At 66.4% G+C, this 18,962-nt stretch carries 14 protein-coding genes; 4 read left to right on the forward strand and 10 right to left on the reverse strand.

Annotated features, from left to right (window positions below; translation table 11 throughout):
* Positions 1-36 precede the first annotated feature (36 nt).
* Both XaplCFBP3123_RS08555 and XaplCFBP3123_RS08560 read left to right on the forward strand, forming a co-directional pair.
* A complete protein-coding gene (locus XaplCFBP3123_RS08555; RefSeq protein WP_104533648.1) occupies positions 37-1,773 on the forward strand; it encodes a PTS fructose transporter subunit IIC in 1,737 nt (578 codons plus the stop codon).
* Between the two features lie 186 nt (positions 1,774-1,959).
* The gene (locus tag XaplCFBP3123_RS08560) at positions 1,960-3,237 is read left to right on the forward strand and encodes a carbohydrate porin (RefSeq protein ID WP_172453162.1); all 1,278 of its coding nucleotides are present in this window, start codon (positions 1,960-1,962) and stop codon (positions 3,235-3,237) included.
* A 473-nt stretch (positions 3,238-3,710) separates the two neighbouring features.
* On the opposite strand, the gene secF is transcribed toward XaplCFBP3123_RS08560, so the two are convergent.
* The 6 genes from secF to XaplCFBP3123_RS08595 all read right to left on the reverse strand — a co-directional run bounded on the left by secF (position 3,711) and on the right by XaplCFBP3123_RS08595 (position 10,260).
* Entirely contained in the window at positions 3,711-4,679 is a 969-nt protein-coding gene (secF, locus tag XaplCFBP3123_RS08565; protein ID WP_104533649.1) for a protein translocase subunit SecF, read from the reverse strand.
* Positions 4,680-4,792: 113 nt separating this feature from the next.
* Positions 4,793-6,637 carry a protein translocase subunit SecD gene (gene secD / locus XaplCFBP3123_RS08570; protein ID WP_172453163.1) on the reverse strand — a complete coding sequence of 615 codons (1,845 nt, stop codon included), beginning with the start codon at positions 6,635-6,637 and terminating at the stop codon, positions 4,793-4,795.
* A 188-nt stretch (positions 6,638-6,825) separates the two neighbouring features.
* Entirely contained in the window at positions 6,826-7,179 is a 354-nt protein-coding gene (gene yajC, locus XaplCFBP3123_RS08575; protein WP_104533651.1) for a preprotein translocase subunit YajC, read from the reverse strand.
* 130 nt (positions 7,180-7,309) lie between these two features.
* Positions 7,310-8,455, reverse strand: a complete 1,146-nt coding sequence (gene tgt, locus XaplCFBP3123_RS08580) for a tRNA guanosine(34) transglycosylase Tgt (protein WP_104533652.1) — start codon at positions 8,453-8,455, stop codon at positions 7,310-7,312.
* An 81-nt stretch (positions 8,456-8,536) separates the two neighbouring features.
* Entirely contained in the window at positions 8,537-9,607 is a 1,071-nt protein-coding gene (gene queA, locus XaplCFBP3123_RS08585) for a tRNA preQ1(34) S-adenosylmethionine ribosyltransferase-isomerase QueA (RefSeq protein ID WP_104533653.1), read from the reverse strand.
* 221 nt (positions 9,608-9,828) lie between these two features.
* Positions 9,829-10,260 carry an Lrp/AsnC family transcriptional regulator gene (locus XaplCFBP3123_RS08595; protein ID WP_016903291.1) on the reverse strand — a complete coding sequence of 144 codons (432 nt, stop codon included), beginning with the start codon at positions 10,258-10,260 and terminating at the stop codon, positions 9,829-9,831.
* A gap of 121 nt (positions 10,261-10,381) precedes the next feature.
* Here XaplCFBP3123_RS08595 and XaplCFBP3123_RS08600 point away from each other — a divergent pair, with 121 nt between their 5' ends.
* Positions 10,382-11,878 carry an aminotransferase class III-fold pyridoxal phosphate-dependent enzyme gene (locus XaplCFBP3123_RS08600; protein ID WP_104533655.1) on the forward strand — a complete coding sequence of 499 codons (1,497 nt, stop codon included), beginning with the start codon at positions 10,382-10,384 and terminating at the stop codon, positions 11,876-11,878.
* 256 nt (positions 11,879-12,134) lie between these two features.
* Here XaplCFBP3123_RS08600 and XaplCFBP3123_RS08605 read toward each other — a convergent pair whose 3' ends face one another.
* The 4 genes from XaplCFBP3123_RS08605 to XaplCFBP3123_RS08620 form a co-directional block, all read right to left on the reverse strand.
* On the reverse strand, positions 12,135-12,842 hold the full coding sequence (locus XaplCFBP3123_RS08605; RefSeq protein WP_104533656.1) for a glycosyltransferase family 32 protein: 708 nt from the start codon (positions 12,840-12,842) through the stop codon (positions 12,135-12,137).
* A gap of 243 nt (positions 12,843-13,085) precedes the next feature.
* Positions 13,086-14,465, reverse strand: coding sequence for a purple acid phosphatase family protein (locus tag XaplCFBP3123_RS08610; RefSeq protein ID WP_104533822.1), 1,380 nt, complete (start codon positions 14,463-14,465; stop codon positions 13,086-13,088).
* A complete protein-coding gene (locus tag XaplCFBP3123_RS08615; protein WP_172453164.1) occupies positions 14,462-15,589 on the reverse strand; it encodes a phytase in 1,128 nt (375 codons plus the stop codon). Before XaplCFBP3123_RS08615 ends, XaplCFBP3123_RS08610 begins: the two co-directional genes overlap by 4 nt.
* Positions 15,586-18,147, reverse strand: coding sequence for a TonB-dependent receptor (locus tag XaplCFBP3123_RS08620; protein ID WP_172453165.1), 2,562 nt, complete (start codon positions 18,145-18,147; stop codon positions 15,586-15,588). Before XaplCFBP3123_RS08620 ends, XaplCFBP3123_RS08615 begins: the two co-directional genes overlap by 4 nt.
* Positions 18,148-18,298: 151 nt before the next feature.
* Here XaplCFBP3123_RS08620 and upp point away from each other — a divergent pair, with 151 nt between their 5' ends.
* Positions 18,299-18,931, forward strand: coding sequence for a uracil phosphoribosyltransferase (upp, locus tag XaplCFBP3123_RS08625; protein WP_104533657.1), 633 nt, complete (start codon positions 18,299-18,301; stop codon positions 18,929-18,931).
* Positions 18,932-18,962: the final 31 nt, after the last annotated feature.

Here is an 18,962-nt window from a genome sequence, read left to right on the forward strand (position 1 = left end):
GCGCTCGCCGGCGACCGAACAACGCAGGAGATTCGCATGTCCTCTTCCATCGTGGTCATCGCCGCTGGCGACCGCAGCACCGAAGCCGTCCTGGCGGCCGAAGCGCTGCGCCGCGCGGCCACCGCCGCCGGGCGCAGCGTGACGATCGAAATCCGCAGCGACCAGGGCGTGCTCGGCGCACTGCCGGATGAACTGGCCAGCGGCGCCGGCCAGGTGCTGGTGATCGGCGACGCCGATGCCGACACCGCCCGCTTCGGCGATGCGCAGCTGCTGCGCCTGAGCCTGGGCGCGGTACTGGACGACCCGGCCGCCGCGGTGAACCAGCTTGCCGCACCGGCGGCTGCAAACGCGTCGGCTGCCGCAGGCAGCGCCAGCGCTGGCAGCAAGCGCATCGTCGCGATCACCTCCTGCCCCACCGGCATTGCGCACACCTTCATGGCCGCCGAAGGCCTGCAGCAGGCGGCCAAGAAACTTGGCTACCAGATCCGCGTGGAAACCCAGGGGTCGGTCGGCGCGCAGGACGCACTGACCGACGCCGAAATCCGCGACGCCGACCTGGTGCTGATCGCCGCCGATCGCGAGGTCGACCTGGCCCGCTTTGGTGGGAAGCGTCTGTTCAAGAGCGGGACCAAGCCAGCGATCAACGATGGCCCGGCATTGATCCAGAAGGCGCTGGCGGAGGCTGGCGTGCACGGCGGCGCGGCGCCGGTCGCAGGCGCCGCAAAAGCCGAGAACGCAGGCAACGGCCGCACCGGCGCCTACAAGCACCTGATGACTGGCGTGTCGTTCATGCTGCCCTTCGTCACCGCCGGCGGCCTGTTGATCGCGCTGGCATTCGCACTCGGCGGCATCTACGCCGGCGACGATGCGCACCAGGGCACGCTGGCCTGGTCGCTGTTCCAGATCGGCGCCAAGGCTGGCTTCACCCTGATGGTGCCCGCGCTGGCCGGCTATATCGCCTATTCCATCGCCGACCGCCCCGGCATCGCGCCCGGCATGATCGGTGGCCTGGTCGCGGCCAACCTCAATGCCGGCTTCCTCGGCGGGATTATTGCGGGCTTCATCGCCGGCTACGGCGTGGCCGCGCTCAACCGCTACATCCGCCTGCCGCGCAATCTGGAAGGGCTCAAGCCGGTGCTGATCCTGCCGGTGCTGGGCACCCTGCTGGTCGGGCTGGCGATGATGTATGTGTTCGGTCAACCGGTCGCCGACCTGCTGGCCTGGCTCACCGCCTGGCTGCGCGGCATGCAGGGCAGCAGCGCGCTGCTGCTGGGCCTGTTGCTCGGCGGCATGATGGCCTTCGACATGGGCGGGCCGGTCAACAAGGCCGCCTATGCGTTCTCCACCGGCCTGATCGCCAGCCAGGTCTATACCCCGATGGCCGCCGCCATGGTCGCCGGCATGACCCCGCCGCTGGGCATCGCGCTGGCCACCTGGGTGTTCCGCAACCGTTTCACCGTGGAAGAGCGCGGCTCGGCCACCGCCGCCGGCGTACTTGGGCTGGCCTTCGTCACCGAAGGCGCCATCCCGTACGCCGCGCGCGACCCGCTGCGCACCATCCCGGCGCTGGTGATCGGCTCGGCCGTGGCCGGCGCGATCTCGATGACCGCCGGTGCCGAGTTGAAGGCACCGCACGGCGGCATCTTCGTGCTGCTGATCCCCAACGCGGTGACCCACCTGCTGAACTACGTGCTGGCCCTGGTGGTCGGCGTGGTGGTCACCGCGGTGGCGTTGCGCCTGCTCAAGAAGCCGGTAGCCGACGTGGTCGCCTGACGTTCGGCTGCCTCGTCGCTGCCGCTTGCCGCCCCCCGCATTCGACACGCCTGATCGCCAACCCGCCTTCCCGCTGACTGGTTTCACCGCTGCGCTGCGCGCCTTGGTGCGCGGCCGGCGGCTTGCCCTTCCCCTAGCTGTCGCGTTCGCCACCCCGGCCACGCCTTCCTTGTTCGGAGCCCTGCCATGACCGCCCTCGCCCCCCGCCATGCCCGTCCCCGCCTGCTGTGCCTGTCGCTGGCACTGGCGCTGACCCCGCTCGCCCATGCGCAGGATGCCGCCGATGCCTTCAAGCTCAAGCTGGGTTACACCGGCGAAGCGGCATCGATGATCGATGGCGGGCGCAAGAACGGCGACGCCTACGCCGGCCAGTTGATGGTGGGCACCGACGTCGACATGGACCGCCTGTTCGGCTGGGGCGGCGCCACCGTCAAGCTATACGTCACCAACCGCCACGGCACCAACCTGGCCAACAGCAGTATCGGCAACAGCACCTCGGTGCAGGAAATCTACGGCGGCCAGGGCACGCGGCTGGCCAACTTCACCCTGCTGCAGAAACTGTTCGACGACCGCCTGGAACTGGAAGCCGGCCGCAGCGTGGCCAACATCCAATTCCTCGGCTCGGACCTGTGCCAGTACTTCCAGGGCAATTCGGCCTGCGGCAATCCCACCTTCGTGTTCCGCACCAGCAACTTCACCTACTGGCCGGTGTCCAGCTGGGCCGCGCATGCCACCGCCTGGGTCACGCCCAAGGTCTACGTGCATGTGGGCGCCTACGAGGTCAACCCGGTGCAGGCCCGGGACGGCCAGCACGGCCTGAAGTGGAGCACCGACGACACCACCGGCGTGGTGGTGCCTTACGCGGTCGGCTACAAGAACAAGGGCGGCGACGGCAGCATGGCCGCGATGTACGAACTCGGTGGCTGGCAGGACAACTCCGACTACACCGACCCGCTGCGCGACCGCAACGGCAACCCGGCCGTGCTCAGCGGCCTGGGCTACGACAACAGGCAGGGTCGCTCGGGCGTGTTCGGCCGCTTCGAACAACAGGTCACCAACCCCGACCCGTCCGGCAGCCGCGGCCTGACCGTATTCGGCGCGGTGCTCAAGAGCACCTCTGGCCAGGCCATCGAAGATCACTTCATCCAGCTCGGCCTGGTGCAGAAAGGCACCTTCGCCAGCCGCCCGCAGGACAACATTGCGTTTGTGATCACCCAGCAGAAGTACAGCGACGAGGCGATCGAAAACCTGCGCCTGGCGCGCGCCTCGGCCGGCGGTACCGGCACCCCGGCCGACAACCAGATCATGATGGAGCTCAGCTACGGCATCCAGGTCACCAAGCGCCTGCGCATCGCGCCGAACCTGCACTACGTGATCAACCCCGACCAGTTCAACGAACCCACCCGCACCAGCGATCTGAAGAACGCCCTGATCGCGGGCATGCGGATCGACTGGAATCTGTGAGTCCGCGAGGATCGGTGCGCGCGTCGCGGGACATTGCAGCGCACTCACCTAGCTCGTAGGAGCGCGCCCGAGCGCGACGAGGCCTTCCCGCTAAAGCCCGGTCGCACTCGGGCGCGCTCCTACGACGCATTGCACTGCATGGCTGACCTGGGTTTGGTGAATTCGCCAGGGCGCTCGCCCGGCCCGGTAGGAGCGCACCCGGGCGCGATGAAGCATTCCCGATAAAGCCTCATCGCGCTCTGGCGCGCTCCTACGACGGATTGCATTGCATGGCTGACCTGGCTCCAGCGGGTTCAGCCAGCCCGCTCGCCCGGCCCGGTAGGAGCGCACCTGGGCGCGATGAGGCGTTACCGATAAAGCCCGGTCGCGCTCAAGCGCGCTCCTACGACGCGTTGCACTGCACTGCGCGATGCGCCAAAACGAAAAAACCGCGCAGTGCGCGGTTTTTTCCGTGATCGAAGATCGATGACCAATCAAGGACGACGCGCCAGCGCCTCCACGTCCTTGGCCTTGGGCAGCAGATCCTGCTTGGTCACCGCAAACGGCCCGATGCTCAGCATCGGCACCGCCACGATCACCGAGGAGATCACCACGATCACCGCGCCGATCATGTGCGTTTCGGCCAGGCCTTCCATCGACTCGCCGCCGTAGATGTACAGCGCCAGCGCCGACAGGAAGAACATCACCGCAGTGATCACCGTGCGCGACAGCGTCTGGTTGATCGAGCGGTTCAGCACTTCCAGCGGCTCCACCCGCAACGCGCGGAAATTTTCGCGCACGCGGTCGAATACCACGATGATGTCGTTGATCGCAAAGCCCATCACCGACAGCAGGCCGGCCAGCACGGTCAGGTCGAACTCGCGGCCGGTCAGCGACACGAAGGCCACCGTGACCAGCAGGTCGAACAAGGCGGTCAGGCTGGCGACCACCGCGAACTTCCACTCGAAGCGGAAGGCGATGTAGATCAGAAAGCCCACCAGCATGAACACGGTGGCGTACACACCGTTCAACGCCAGGTCCTTGCCGACCTGCGGGCCGACGAATTCGCCCGGCTGCACGGTGGCGGGGTTCTGCTCGGTGCTGACGGCCTTGCGCACTTCTTCGGCCACGGTGCTGGCGGCATCGTCGCGGTTGTTGTGCTGCTCGCGCGCCTGCAGGCGGATCATCACTTCGTTGCCGCCACGTGCGTTCTGCACCTGGGCGTTCTCGAAGCCGGCCTTGGCCAGCTGCTCGCGCACCTGGTCCACGTCCACGGTCTTCTGGAACGAGGTCTGCACCAGCGTGCCGCCGGTGAATTCCAGAGCGTAGTTGAAGCCCTTGCCGACGATGACGCCGACCGAGGCCACCGCGATCACCAGCATCAGGATCAGCACCGGCTTGCGCAGGCGCATGAAATCGATCTTGGTGTCGTTGGGAATGAGATGGAGCGGGAACAATTTCATGGAAAAGATCTTCCGTTTAGACGTTGCGCACCGTCAGGATGCGCAACGCTTGCGAAGGGATTCATTCCCCGCCCCTGGCAGCTGGCTGCAGGGGACAAGGCCGGACTCGCATCTCAGATGGCGACGGTCTTCAGCTTCTTGCGACGGCCATAGATCAGCACCGCCAGCGCACGCGACACGGTGATCGCTGTGAACATCGAGGCGAAAATACCGATCATCATGGTCAACGCAAAACCGCGCAGCGGCCCGGTACCGAATGCGTACAGGGCGACGGCCACGATCAGGCCGGTGAGGTTGGCGTCCAGGATGGTACCGCCTGCCTTTTCATAACCGGCGGCAATCGCCGATTTGGCCGGCACGCCCAGGCGCAGCTCTTCGCGGATACGCTCGTTGATCAGCACGTTGGCGTCCACCGACAGGCCCACCGACAACGCCAGACCGGCAAACCCCGGCAGCGTCATGGTGGCGCCGAACAAGGACATCACCGCCACCACGATCAGCAGGTTGAACAGCAGCGCCACCGAGGTGATCGCGCCGAACACGCGGTAGTAGACGGTGAAGAACACCAGCGTGAACAGGAACGAGTAGATCACCGCGGTGACACCGCGCTCCACGTTCTCCGCGCCCAGGCTCGGTCCGATCACGTATTCCTCGACGAAATCCATCGGTGCGGCCAGCGAGCCGGATTTCAGCAGTTTGGCAAGATTCTCGGCCTCCACCTTCTCCAGACCGGTGGTCTGGAAGTTCTTGCCGAACACGCCGGCGATGCGGGTCGGCGACAGCGCCTCTTCCTTGACCCGCACGCTGCGCACTTCCTTGCCGTCGACCATGCTGACGGTGGGAATGCGCTCGATGTAGACCACCGACATCAGCTTGCCGACGTTGGCGCTGGTGTAGTCGAGCATGCGCTGGCCGGCGACGTTGTTGAGCGTCACCGCCACCGCCGGCATGCCGTTCTGGTCGGTGCTGACGCTGGCGCTGACCATCTGGTCGCCAGTCACCAGCGCGCGCTTGTTGAGCAGCACCGGCGCGCCGGTATCGCGCACGCGGTAGACCTTGGCTTCGGGCGGGATGCTGCCGCTGCGCACCGCGTCTTCGGCATTGCCTTCGACCACCGCACGGAATTCCAGCGAGGCAGTGGCGCCGATCAGGCGCTTGGCCTCGGCGGTGTCCTGCAAGCCGGGCAGTTCGACCACGATGCGGTCTTCGCCCTGGCGCTGGATGGTCGGTTCGGACACGCCCAGCGCGTTGACGCGGTTGCGCAAGGTGGTGAGGTTCTGCTCGATCGCGCCGCTGGCGATCTGCTTGAGCTCGGCCTCGGGCACTTTGACCGAGATGTTCTGGCCGCTGACGTCATAGGTCAACGTGGGCTGCGACTTGGCCAGCGCGGTGCGCGCGGCGTCGACGCTGGCGCCCTCGCTCAGGCTGACCTGGATGCTGTTGTCGCCGCGGCGCTCGACCGAGCGATAGGCAATACGGCCATCGCGCAGCGTGGTGCGGATGTCTTCGGCAAAGCCGTCCAGGCGCTTTTCCAGCGCGGCCTTCTGGTCCACCTGCATGGCGAAGTGCACGCCGCCGACCAGGTCCAGGCCCAGCACCATCGGCCGCCCGCCCAGCTTGGCCAGCCAGTCCGGCACGGTCGAGGCCAGATTCAGCGCCACCGTGTAGTTCTCGCCCAGTTGCTGGCGCAGCACGTCGTTGGCGCGGGTCTGTGCCTGCAGGTTGGGCAGGCGCACCATCAGGCTGTCGCCCTCCTTCGTGACGGCCTTCGGGGTGATGCCGGCGCCCTTGAGGTCGGCGTCGATGCGGCTGCGCAAGGCGTCGTCGAGCTGGGCACCGCGGCTGGCGGTGATCTGCACGGACGGGTCCTTCTGGTAGATGTTGGGCAACGCGTATAACGCGCTGAACGCCAGCACCAGCAGGATCAGGAAATACTTCCAGCGAGGAAATTCGAGCATTGCGACAGTCCCGCGCGACACCATCCCGGCGACGCGCCTAGCAGTGAGAACGACTTCAAGCGGCCAACACAACGTCGCCAGTGGTCGTCAGGTGGATGCGGCGGTGCGCGCGGACCGGAGCGGTGAGCGCCGGTTCGAGGCACCGACTGCGCCCACCTGACAGTGAGCGCAGCGGTTCTGGTTGCCGCTCAGTTGGCAGACTTCAGCGTGCCCTTGGGCAGCACGTGGCCCACGGCGCTCTTCTGCACGCGGATGCGCACGTTGTCGGCCACTTCCACGGTGATGAAGTTGTCGCCGATGTCGGTGATCACGCCCGCCACGCCGCCGGAGGTGATGACTTCATCGCCGCGCGCCAGCTTGTCCAGCAGCGACTTGTGCTCCTTCTGACGCTTCATCTGCGGGCGGATCATCAGGAAGTACATGACCGCGATCAGGATGATCGGCAGCGCGAAGGTGGACAGGCTTCCCATCGGGCCGGGCGCCGGCGCGCCGCCAGTGGCCTGCGCCTGGGCGACGGGGATCAGGAAATCGAGCAGATTCATTCAGTGCATCCTAGTTTGGTGCCAGCGCGCCAACCGGCCGCTCGCTATTCAGGTACCGCCGGAGCGGAACAGCCGGGAATTATGCCATGCGGGTTCCAAACCGTCCGCGCAGGGGCGCGGACGGCCGGTCTCAGCTGGTTTCCCCCGGCAACGGCGGCGTGATGGCGCCGCGTGCCGCATAGAAGGACCGCCGGAACTGCGCAAAGGTTCCCGAGGCGATCGCCGCGCGCAGGTCGGCCATCAGTTTCTCGTAGTACCAGAGGTTGTGCAGGGTGCCCAGCATCGGCGCCAGCATCTCGTTGCAGCGGTCCAGATGGCGCAGGTAAGAGCGCGTGTAACCGCTGCTGCAGGCATGGCAACCGCAGCCCGGCTCGATGGTGTCCAGGTCGCGCTCGTACCTGGCGTTGCGGATGCGCACGGTGCCGAAGGAGGTGAAGTAATGCCCGTTGCGCGCATTGCGGGTGGGCATCACGCAGTCGAACATGTCCACGCCACGCGCCACGCCTTCGACCAGGTCCTCCGGCCGGCCCACGCCCATCAGATAGCGCGGGCGGTCGGCCGGCAGGCGCGGATGCAGGTGTTCCAGCATCGCGTTGCGCTCATGCTCCGGCTCGCCCACCGCCAGCCCGCCGATGGCGTAGCCGTCGAAACCGATACCCTGCAGCCCGTCCAGCGAGCGGCTGCGCAGGTCCGGATGCACCCCGCCCTGCACGATGCCGAACAGCGCCGCGTCGTTGCCCAGCCCGTCATGCGCCTGCCGCGAGCGTTGCGCCCAGCGCAGGCTCAGCTCCATCGAGCGCCGCGCCACCTCTTCGGTGGCCGGGTACGGCGTGCATTCGTCGAAGATCATCACGATGTCCGAATCGAGCACCTTCTGGATCTGCATGCTCTCTTCCGGACCCAGGAACACCCGCGCACCATCGGTGGGCGAGGCGAAGGTCACGCCCTGCTCGGTGATCTTGCGGCGATGCGCCAGCGAAAACACCTGGAAACCGCCCGAATCGGTGAGGATCGGCCCGTCCCAGCGCGCGAACCCGTGCAACCCGCCGTGATCGCCGATCACATCCAGACCCGGGCGCAGATACAGATGGAAGGTATTGCCCAGGATGATCTCCGCACCCAGCGCGCGGATCTGCTCGGGCAGGATGCCCTTGACCGAGCCATAGGTGCCCACCGGCATGAACGCCGGCGTCTCGACGGTGCCGCGCGGAAAGGTCAGACGCCCACGGCGGGCAAGGCCGTCGGTGGCTTGAAGCTGGAACTGGAGTCGGGACATGGAGGGGCCGGGAATAGGGAATCGGGATTGGGGAATCGCAGAAGCGGTTGGCAGGTGGCTGATCGTTCGGCGGATGCCGACTTACGATTCCCCATTCCCGATTCCCGATTCCCTGCCCCACAGCAGCATCGCATCGCCATACGAAAAGAAGCGATAGCGCTGTTCGATGGCGTGTTGATAGGCGGCAAAGATGCGCTCGCGGCCGGCGAAGGCCGAGACCATCATCAGCAGCGTGCTTTCGGGCAGATGGAAGTTGGTGACCATCGCGTCGACGCTGCGGATGCGGTAGCCGGGCAGGATGAAGATCTGGGTTTCGCCGGCAAACGGCAGCAGTTCGCCCTCGGGCGCGGCATCGGTGATGCGCCAGGCGCTTTCCAGCGAGCGCACCACCGTGGTTCCCACCGCGATGACCCGGCCGCCGCGTGCGCGCGTGCGGCGCACCTGTTCGACCAGCGCGGCGCCGACGTTGAGCCATTCGGTGTGCATCACATGCTGATCGAGCGCGTCCACGCGCACCGGCTGGAAGGTACCGGCACCCACGTGCAAGGTGACGTGGCCGAATTCCACCCCGCGCTCGCGCAACCGCGCCAGCAGCGCCTCATCGAAATGCAGCCCGGCGGTGGGGGCGGCCACCGCGCCGACTTCGCGCGCGAACACGGTCTGGTAGCGCTCCCGGTCTTCCACGCCCGGCTCGCGGCGGATGTACGGCGGCAGCGGCAGGCGCCCGGCTTCCAGCAGCCAGTGCTCCAGCGGCGTGGGGATATCGAAGCGCAGCAGATAGAACTCGCCGTCGCGGCCCAGCACTTCGGCCTGGCCGCCGGCATCCAGCGTGATCAGGCTGCCGGCCTTGGGCGACTTGCTGGCGCCGATCTGCACGCGCGCCTGCCGCTCGCCGAGCAGGCGCTCGATCAGGATTTCCACCCGCCCGCCGCTGGCCTTCTGCCCGAACAGGCGCGCCGGGATCACCCGGGTATCGTTGAAGATCAGCAGATCGCCCGGCTGCAACAGCGCGGGCAGATCGCGCACCTGCCGGTCGACCAGCGCCTGCGGCGACGGCGGCACCACCAGCAGGCGGCTGGCCGCCCGTTCGGCCAATGGCGCCTGGGCGATCAGTTCGTCGGGCAGCGAATAGTGGAAATCGGACTTCTTCAAGGCCGCAGGATTAGATGGCTGAGGAGCCGGCTATTGTAACTGCGGCCGGGAATGGAGATTCGGGAATCGGGAATGGTAAAAGCGGGCCGGTCTGCGTCGTAAAAGTTCCGGCCCCCGGATCTGGCTCTTACGATTCCCCATTCCCCATTCCCCATTCCCCATTCCCCATTCCCGATTCCCGATTCCCGATTCCCGATTCCCGATTCCCGATTCCCCGCCCCTCACCGCTCGAACTTCGTTGACAAAATGATCGACGTCGTCGTGCGCTCCACGCCGTCGATCGCGCCGATGGCGTCGGTGAGCACGTCCATCTCGTTGACGCCGCCGACCACGCCCAGGGCGATCAGGTCGTAGGCGCCGCTGACCGAGTGCAGCAGGCGTACCTGCGGGATGTCGCGCAGCGCCTTGACCACGGCGGGCATCTTCTTGGGCAGCACGGTGATGAGGATATGCGCGCGGATGCGGCCCTGTTCGTAGGCGTCGTGGGTGCGCACGGTGTAGCCGCTGATGACGCCGTCGCGTTCGAGTTTTTCGATCCGGCTCTGCACGGTCGTGCGCGACAGCCCGAGCCGGCGCGCAATCTGCGCGGTGGAGGCGCGCGCGTCCTCGCGCAGCAGCGACAGCAGGCGTTCGTCGGAGGGAGTGATTTTCACTTTTGCCCAGATGGTTCGTCGATTCGACGAAAATACCCGACTTCCTGCCCGGATTCACGCTGCCAAACGCCGATCTTCTGCCGATAATAGAAAGGGAACGCCACCTTGCAGGAGATGCGCCATGTCCGTCCTCGCCCCGCTCGCCCCGTTGCGCGCCCATGCCGGCCGCCGCCTGACCGATGGCCTGGACGATGCCAGCATCGCGCGTCTGGCCGCCAATCACCCGGATCTTGCACGCGCCATCGACGCGGCGGCCGCCGAGTACGCGCTGGTGCGTGCCGAGGCCGCCGACCTGCTGGACCTGGACGAAGACGCACAGATCGGCGCGGTGCAGGACGGCTTCATCAATTTCTACGCCGACGATGCGGTGACCCCTTACGTGGCGCTGGCCGCGTGCGGCCCCTGGGTGATTACGCTCAAGGGCGCGGTGCTGTACGACGCCGGCGGCTACGGCATGCTCGGCTTCGGCCACACCCCCGCGCCGGTGCTCGAGGCGATGGCACGCCCGCAGGTAATGGCCAACGTGATGACGCCCAGCCTGGCGCAGCGCCGGCTCGACCGCGCCCTGCGCGCCGAGATCGGCCATACGCGCGGCGGCTGTCCGTTCGCACGTTTCATGTGTCTCAACTCCGGTTCCGAGGCGGTCGGCCTGGCCGCGCGCATCGTCGATACCAATGCCAAGCTGCACACCGACCCGGGCGCGCGCCATGCCGGCGCCACCATCAAGCGCGTGGTGGTCAAGGGCAGCTTCCACGGCCGCACCGATCGCCCCGGCCTGTATTCCGATTCCAGCCGCAAGACCTACACCAAGTATCTGGCCAGCTACCGCGACGAAGACTCGGTGATTGCGATCGCGCCGTACGACGTGGCGGCGCTGCACCGCGCCTTCGACGAGGCCGCGCGCAATCACTGGTTCATCGAGGCGGTGTTCCTGGAGCCGGTGATGGGCGAAGGCGACCCGGGCCGCGCATTGCCGGCCGCGTTCTATGCCGCGGCGCGCGAGCTGACCCGCCTGCACGGCAGCCTGCTGCTGGTGGATTCGATCCAGGCCGGCCTGCGCGCGCACGGCGTGCTGTCGGTGGTGGATTATCCCGGCTTCGAACAGCTCGACCCGCCGGATCTGGAGACCTACTCCAAGGCGCTCAACGCCGCGCAATACCCGCTGTCGGTGCTGGCGGTGACCGCACACGCCGCGCAGGTGTACCGCAAGGGCACCTACGGCAACACCATGACCACCAATCCGCGTGCGCTGGATGTCGCCTGCGCCACGCTGGCGTTGTTCACCCCGCAGGTGCGCGACAACATCCGCACCCGCGGCGCACAGGCGATCGCCAAGCTGCAGGCACTGCAGTCCGAGCTGGGCGGTTTGATCACCAAGGTGCAGGGTACCGGATTGCTGTTTTCCTGCGAGCTGGCGTCGCAATTCAAGTGCTATGGCGCCGGTTCCACCGAAGAGTGGCTACGCCATCGCGGCGTCAACGTGATCCATGGCGGCGAGAATTCGCTGCGCTTCACCCCGCACTTTGCGATGGACGAAGACGAGCTGGATCTGCTGGTCGGATTGATCGCGCGTGCGCTGAAGGAAGGTCCACGCCAGACCCGGGCCGAGGCGGCTTGAGAGTCACCACAAGACATGGCGAGCAGTCTTCAGGTGCGGGGCAGACGCCGCGGAGGAACTGCAGTGTCCGAGTGATGCAGGCCGATTCCGTCCATCGGCCGCGCCCGCCTGCCGGTGAGCCCCGTGGTTTTGTGCGCCGCCTAAAGTAAAGGCGACGCAGCCCGCCCCCGCGCGCCTGCCAGACGGGCGCGCGGCCGCCCCGAAGCCCGTCGTGCGCCCTTGGCGGAACGCGCCGCGGCGCGGTTGCCCGGTCCGTTCAGATCGGCACGGCGCTCAGCTTGCGGCGCAGGTAATTGGTCACTGCCCGGCGTGGCGACTTGCCGCGCCAGGATGCCCAGCACAGATGCGAGCCCACCGCGACCGCGCCGCCACGGTGGCCGAGCCCGAACCAGGTGCGATCCGGATGGAACGCATCGCGCGCTGGGAATACGATGCCGGCAAACTCGCCGGCGTGCGCGTTGTAGAAACGCGTCAACCCGCGCGGACCGGAAATCATCGGGATCTGCCGATGGTCTTCCAACGTCTCGGGCGCATGCGTGGTGAAGATGTGCTCGATGAAGGCGCGCCAGAACGGATGTCCTGCCTCCGAGCCGAACACCGCATTGCCGATCTTGAACTGCTCGTTGCCGGGCGCGCCTTCTTCGATCGGCAACACGCATTGCTGCGCCAGTACGTCCGCGCCAAGGGTGCGCAGCAGCTTGTAGTCGGTGTCGAAATAGAACCCGCCATCAGTGTGCATATAGGCGCAGCGGGCGATGTCGGCCTTCATCACACCGAAGCGTATTGCCTCGTAGCGGTCGGCGAATTCCGGAAATGCGCGACGCATCAGTGCGGAGTTGTCGGCATCGTCCCAGACATGGCACGTCCAGCCCGGCAATAGCCGCTGCAGGCGGGCCTGGATTTTGCGCTCTTCCCAAAGCAGGTGCTTGGTCGGCGCAGTGAGATGAAACACGTGGGGAATCATGGGGGGCTTCTCGGGACTGGGGGAACCACACCTCCATCGAAGCACCGCGTCGAAGCCGGCTACCCGGATGGAGATCCGGTCGTTCACAACAGTAGTCCCATTGTTAGCGTGACGTAATTCACAATTTTAAATGGTTACGCTTGCCGTCCATTTGCAGAATCAATGCAGAACCGAAGTTTGCTCACAGCGTCGTCATCCGGCACGACCGCCCCCCGCCAACGGCTTCGTGTCTGTCGCATCCCCTCACTCCCAACACCGGTCTGCGCGTCCCTTCAGGGTCGCGCTACGTGGGCAATCGCGCGGCGCGATGCGTCCGGCTTCCTGCTCCACCAGCCGCTTGCGGCCATCGCCGCCGCGCTCCAGCTCGAACGCATCGTAGAGGCGTCCGGTGGCGGTGCGCGACTCGTAACGCAACTTCTGGTTGTCGATGCGAAGCACCTGGTAGAGCTGGGTGTCCTCGCCGACCGGACGCATGCTCTTGCGCGCCATCTCCGAGAGCCGGTACTGCTTGGGCCCGGCCACCGAGACCACGAACACCGGCGTCGCCTGCCCTGCCGCATCGCCGCGCCGGCCATAGGTGTGGTCGTGCCCCTGCAGCACCAGATCGACCTTGTGACGGCGGATCACCGGCAGCACCTGCTCGACCAGCTTCTCGTTCTCGCGATCGGCGCGCGGGGAAAAGAACGGCTGATGGATCAGCACGATCGACCACGGATGCGGGTTGTCGGCCAGTACGGTGTCCAGCCACTGCGCCTGTGCCGGGCCGGTGCCCTGATCCAGCACCGAGGTGCCATCGAGCACGGCGATGCGCACGCCCTGATAGTCGAACCAGTAGCTGGTGCGCGCGGTGGCCGACGGCCCGTTGCGCGGCAGGGCGAAAGTCACCGGCCAATGGTTGCCGAGCGTGCGCTTGGGCTGCGGGGTGTCCTCGCCCTCTTCGTGATACTCGTGATTGCCCGGCGCCGGCGCCACTGCGGTGCCTTCCAGCAACCAGCGCCCGGCGTCGAACCATTCGGCCCATTCGTTGTCGTCCTGGCCGTCCTTGCCGCTGACCAGATCGCCGGCGAACAGGGCCAGTCGCGCGTCCGGTGCCGAGCGCCAGGCCTGGCGGATCACCCGCGAGACCAGGCTGAGGTTCTTGTTCTGGGTGTCGCCGAAATACAGCAGCGTCAGCGGCGTGTCGGGGGCAGCCGCGGTGCGGAAATGATTCCACGCACCCCAGGTGCGGTGGCCCTGCACGCGGTAGGCATACAGCGTGTCCGGCGTCAGCCCGTCGATATCGGCGCGGTGGTGATGCGAGTTGCCGTTCTCGCTGGTCAGCGTGGCGGTGCTGGCACGGATGCGCCGCGGCGTGCCCACGTCGGGCGAGTCGCCGGCAACCACCAGTTCCAGCCACGGCTGATCGACGCTGGCATCGGTACGCCAGGCCACTGCGAAACCGGTCGCCGCCGCCTGCGCAGGCGTGGCGACGATGCGGTCCGGAAAGCCATCGGCAACATAGTGGGTGGAGCCCGCCGGCACCTGGGTGTTGGGTTCGGCCGCGCGTTCGGCGGCGAACGATCGCGTCCCCGTCACCGCGGCCAGCAACACCGCTGCAGACAGTGCTGCACGTGCGGCGATCATGGTGCGCACTCTTTCAGGCGCAGCGTGCGCGCGATATCGCGCCAGTCGAAGGCCGCCACCGCCTGGTCGTCGTGCAAGGCGTACAACACCCCGCCCGGAAAGCGCGCATCGCCGCGTTGATCCAGCCATACGCCGTCGGTATTGGCGGTCACCCGGCCAGCGAAGGCGCCGACATGCGCCAGGCTCTGGCGATCGAACACCTGGAACACGCTGCGGTCCTTGAACTGATCGGTGGCGATCCAGTAACCGCTACCGTCCTTGCACGCAAACAGCGTCATGCCTTCGGCCTGCGCCTTGAATAGACCGGTACCGACATTGCGGCCGCGATAGCGTCCGTCCATACCGTATTCGCGCAACTGCGTGCCCACGGCGACGTCTTCTTCGGCAATCATCAGGCGCGCATGGGCTTCATCGCCGAACACCGATTCGGCGATCCGCACCGCACCCGCTTCGGTGGTATCGCCGAAGCTCTGCGTCAACCGCGCCTGCCAGCCCTGCCCTGCGTTGGCCAACTGATAGCGACGGAAACGCTGACCGAGTTCGGCCAGCGGCGGCGGCTCATCCTTGTTGGCCGGCGACATGTAGTTGTCGCTGACCACCACCTCGTAGCCGCCGTCGTGCTTGCGCACCCACAGGCCATAGGGCTCGCGCAGTTCGTCCTGGCCGAAGCTGGTCAACGGTGTGAAATCGGGCAGCGCAAACACCTGCACGCGGCGGTTGTCGCGCTCGACCACGAACACCAGATCGTCGACGACCGAAATCCCGTTCGGGCGATCCAGTTTGCCCAGGGCCTTGCCCCTGCCGCCGACCACGCGCAGGCGCTTGCCGCTGTCGCCATCGAACACCACCAGCGCATGCGTGGCCTTGGCGGTGGCGATCAACCAGCGGCTGCCGTCGGGCGCGATCCAGCTGGCCGGGGAATCCAGATTGTCGGCTGGGGTCAGCGCGGTGATGAAGGCTTCCGGCACCACTTCGTGCGCCACTTTCGCCTCGCTGAGCAAGGGATCTTTCAGCAATGCTTCGTCGGCTTCGCGGTCGGCCGGAGCGCTGGCGCAGGCGGTCAGCGCCAGCGCCAGCGCGGAGGCAAGCAGCGTGGTGTGCAGCAGTGTGCGCGATGCGATCACAGTGCCACCTTCAGGCCGAGCGCATAGGTGCGGCCGTATTCTTCGTTCTGCAGCGTGCGCGAGGGCACGCCCTGGTACAGCTCCAGTGGTTCGTCCAGCAGGTTCTGCGCTTCCAGATACAGGCTGACGTGGCTGTTGAATTGGTAGTTCATGCTGAAATCCAGCTGGGTATGCGGGGCGACATAGATATCGTACGCACGGCTTTGGCCGATGGTGTCCAGGTATTCGCTGCGATACACCGCCGCCACCCGTGCACTGAAACCGTATTTTTCATAACCCAGGTGCCCGCTGTAGATGCGCTTGGACGAGCGCGGCAAGGTGAAGTCGTCGCCGGCGCGATCGCTCAGGCCGGGATCGAAATCGCTGTCCAGCACGGTGGCGCTGGCACCGACCAGAAGGCCGTTCCAGCCTTCGGGCAGAAAGTCCAGCGCCTGCTGCCAGTTGAATTCGGCGCCGCGTACCTTTGCGGTGTCGCCGTTGATCGAGCGCGTGACCTGCAGGTTGGGGAACTCGGCATCGTTGGTGCTGATGGTCTGCACGATGTAGTCGTCGATCGACTTGGTGAACACGCCCAGCGAGATCAGCCCGGTGCTGCCGATGTATTTTTCGAACGAGAGATCCAGATTCTTTGAGCGATACGGATTGAGGTCGGGATTGCCGAGACTCACCTCGTTGTCGCCGCGATTGATGCTCACGCGCGGGGAGACATCGCCGAACGCAGGCCGTGACAAGGTCTTGTTGGCCGCAAACCGCAGCACCCAGTCGTTGCCGGTGTCGTAGCGCAGGTGCAGGCCAGGCAGCACATTGGTGTAGCTGCTGGAGGCGTCGCGCGGCGTCACCGTGGCGGTGCGGCCGTTCTCGGCCACGTCGACCTGGTTGCCGGTGGCGTCGAACTGGGTGTTCTCCACACGCACGCCGGCGATCATGCGCAGCGCACCGATGTCCCAGGTGCCCATCGCGTACGTCGCAAACACATCTTCGGTGGCCCTGTAGTCGTCCTGCAGCGAGGTCTGCAGATTGCCGCCGACATCCTGCGGACGTGCGCTGTACAGAGTGCCGGAGGTGTTCCAGTAACGGCGCATGCCGTCCGAGCCGATGCTTTCGCCCAGCGTGCCGCCGCGGTGTTCCGGCGCGGCGGTGGTCCAGTCGCTCAGATCGATCGCCGGACCGCGACGCAGCTCGCTTTCGTCCACATCGACATCGCGCTCGCGCCAGCGGCCGAGCACCCCCATCTTCAGGCTGGAATGCTCGCCATCGAAGCGCACGTTGATCTGCGCGCTGCGCTCGCTGTCGTCCACCCGCTTGGGCGCAAGCACGAAGCGGTCGAACACGAAATCGTCGTTGCTCTGCCAGCCATTGTCGGAGAACCCCAGGCGCGGGATGCCGCTGTTCTGATCGACCGTGGCCGACAGATCGTCGCCGGCATAGTTGAAGCGCGCCTCCATCTCATCGTCCACCCGCTCGGTGGTCTTGGTGTAGCCCAGCTTGTAATCGACCGTGGCCGCGCTCAGACGGTTTTCGCCGCCCACGCTCAAGGCCATGGTGTCCTCCTTCTTGGTGCGATGGCGCACGCGCTTGGAGATGGCATCGGCGGGCAGATCGGCCACGGTGTAGGTGCCATCGCCATTGGCGCTGACCTGCCCGTCGGCCAGGCCGAAGATGGTGCGCTGACGCGTTTCGGCATCGTCGAAGCGGCTGTAGAGCGTGCGCAGGTAATAGCGGTTGTCCGCGTCCGGGCGCCAGTCCAGATTGAGGTTGGCGCCCATGCGTGTGCGCTCGATGAAGTACTTGCGGCGCTGCACTTCGCCGGCGAACAGATCGTCGGCCGCACCGCCATCGAAGCTGTCGTAGGCCACTTCGGTATTGTCGGATTCGAATTCGCGATCCTGGTAGTTCACACCCACCGCCACACCAACCGTGCCGTCGAAGATATCGCTGTAGTTGAACGCGCCCTTGGGGCTGGTCTTGCCCGACAGCGACTGGTGACTGCCTTCGATCGAGCCGCGCAGCGTACGGCCATCGCGATCGAATGCGGAGGTGGACTCGACCTGGATCGCGCCGCCGATGGAATCGCCCGGCATGTCCGGCGTCGGCGACTTGACCACTTTCAGGCGCTCGGTCGAGTCGGACGGAATCACGTCCAGCGGCGCCGAGCGCGTGCCGTCTTCCGGCGTGCCCATGGTCATGCCGTCGATGGTGACGCTGTTGAGCGCCGAATCCAGGCCGCGGATCACCACGAAGCGACCCTCGCCCTGATCGCGGGTGACGCTGACGCCGGGCAGGCGCTGCAAGGATTCTGCAACATTCTTGTCGGGGTAACGACCCATCGCGTCGGAGGCGACTGCATCCTGGATCGCATCGGAGCCACGCTTCAGATCGACTGCGCGCACCTGCGATTCCACCTGCGGGCGCACTTCCAGGCGCTCCAGATCGATGGCTGCCGCGCCGGACGCGCCGGTCGCAGCTGCCGCACCCTCGGCCGCCTGCGCAAGCGGGCTCCACGCGGCCGCCGCCAACGTCAGCGTGATCGCCAGGCACAGCGGAGTCTTGTTCAACACGGGTGCTTCCCCAATCGCTTAAGAATGGGTGGGCACACTATGTCTGCGACGTTTCACTGACATGACATCTGCAAGCGCGATCACGCGCAATGTGTGGCGACGCTGCCGCCGGCTGCGGCACACTGTGGGTCTCCCCCGTCTGTCGCTGCCCATGAAAATCGTCGAAGTTCGTCACCCCCTCGTCCAGCACAAGATCGGTCTGCTGCGCGATGCCGCCTTGAGCACCAAGGGCTTCCGCGAACTGGTCACCGAACTGGGCACGCTGCTGGCCTACGAGGCCACCGCCGATCTGGACACCGAATCGCACGTGCAACCCGGCTGGGCCGGCCCAGTGACCGTGCAGCGGATTGCCGGCGCGAAAATCACCCTGGTGCCGATCCTGCGCGCAGGCCTGGGCATGCTGCCCGGCGTACTGGCGCTGATCCCGGCCGCGCGCGTGAGCGTGGTCGGCCTGCAGCGCGACGAAGAGACCCTGCAGCCGGTGCCCTACTTCGAACGCCTCACCGGCCGCCTGGAAGAGCGCGACGCACTGATCCTGGACCCGATGCTGGCCACCGGCGGTACGCTGATCGCCACCATCGACATGCTCAAGCGCGCCGGCGCGCGGCGGATCAAGGGCATCTTCCTGGTCGCCGCACCGGAAGGCCTCAAGGCACTGGAAGCCGTGCATCCGGACGTGGAGGTCTACACCGCCGCGATCGACGACCATCTCAACGACAAGGGCTACATCCTGCCCGGTCTGGGCGATGCCGGCGACCGGATCTTCGGCACGCGGGTGGAGTGAGTGTCTGAAGCGGCCAAATCAAAAAGCTGAT

The organism is Xanthomonas arboricola pv. populi (assembly GCF_002939945.1).
GTDB classification, from domain to species: Bacteria; Pseudomonadota; Gammaproteobacteria; order Xanthomonadales; family Xanthomonadaceae; genus Xanthomonas; species Xanthomonas arboricola_A.

Excerpts from the sequence above, each read along its gene's own strand:
- XaplCFBP3123_RS08555 (WP_104533648.1), top strand. The coding sequence starts at position 37 with ATGTCCTCTTCCATCGTGGTCATCGCCGCTGGCGACCGCAGCACCGAA.
- XaplCFBP3123_RS08560 (WP_172453162.1), top strand. The coding sequence starts at position 1,960 with ATGACCGCCCTCGCCCCCCGCCATGCCCGTCCCCGCCTGCTGTGCCTG.
- secF (WP_104533649.1), bottom strand. The coding sequence starts at position 4,679 with ATGAAATTGTTCCCGCTCCATCTCATTCCCAACGACACCAAGATCGAT.
- secD (WP_172453163.1), bottom strand. The coding sequence starts at position 6,637 with ATGCTCGAATTTCCTCGCTGGAAGTATTTCCTGATCCTGCTGGTGCTG.
- yajC (WP_104533651.1), bottom strand. The coding sequence starts at position 7,179 with ATGAATCTGCTCGATTTCCTGATCCCCGTCGCCCAGGCGCAGGCCACT.
- tgt (WP_104533652.1), bottom strand. The coding sequence starts at position 8,455 with ATGTCCCGACTCCAGTTCCAGCTTCAAGCCACCGACGGCCTTGCCCGC.
- XaplCFBP3123_RS08600 (WP_104533655.1), top strand. The coding sequence starts at position 10,382 with ATGTCCGTCCTCGCCCCGCTCGCCCCGTTGCGCGCCCATGCCGGCCGC.
- XaplCFBP3123_RS08605 (WP_104533656.1), bottom strand. The coding sequence starts at position 12,842 with ATGATTCCCCACGTGTTTCATCTCACTGCGCCGACCAAGCACCTGCTT.
- XaplCFBP3123_RS08610 (WP_104533822.1), bottom strand. The coding sequence starts at position 14,465 with ATGATCGCCGCACGTGCAGCACTGTCTGCAGCGGTGTTGCTGGCCGCG.
- upp (WP_104533657.1), top strand. The coding sequence starts at position 18,299 with ATGAAAATCGTCGAAGTTCGTCACCCCCTCGTCCAGCACAAGATCGGT.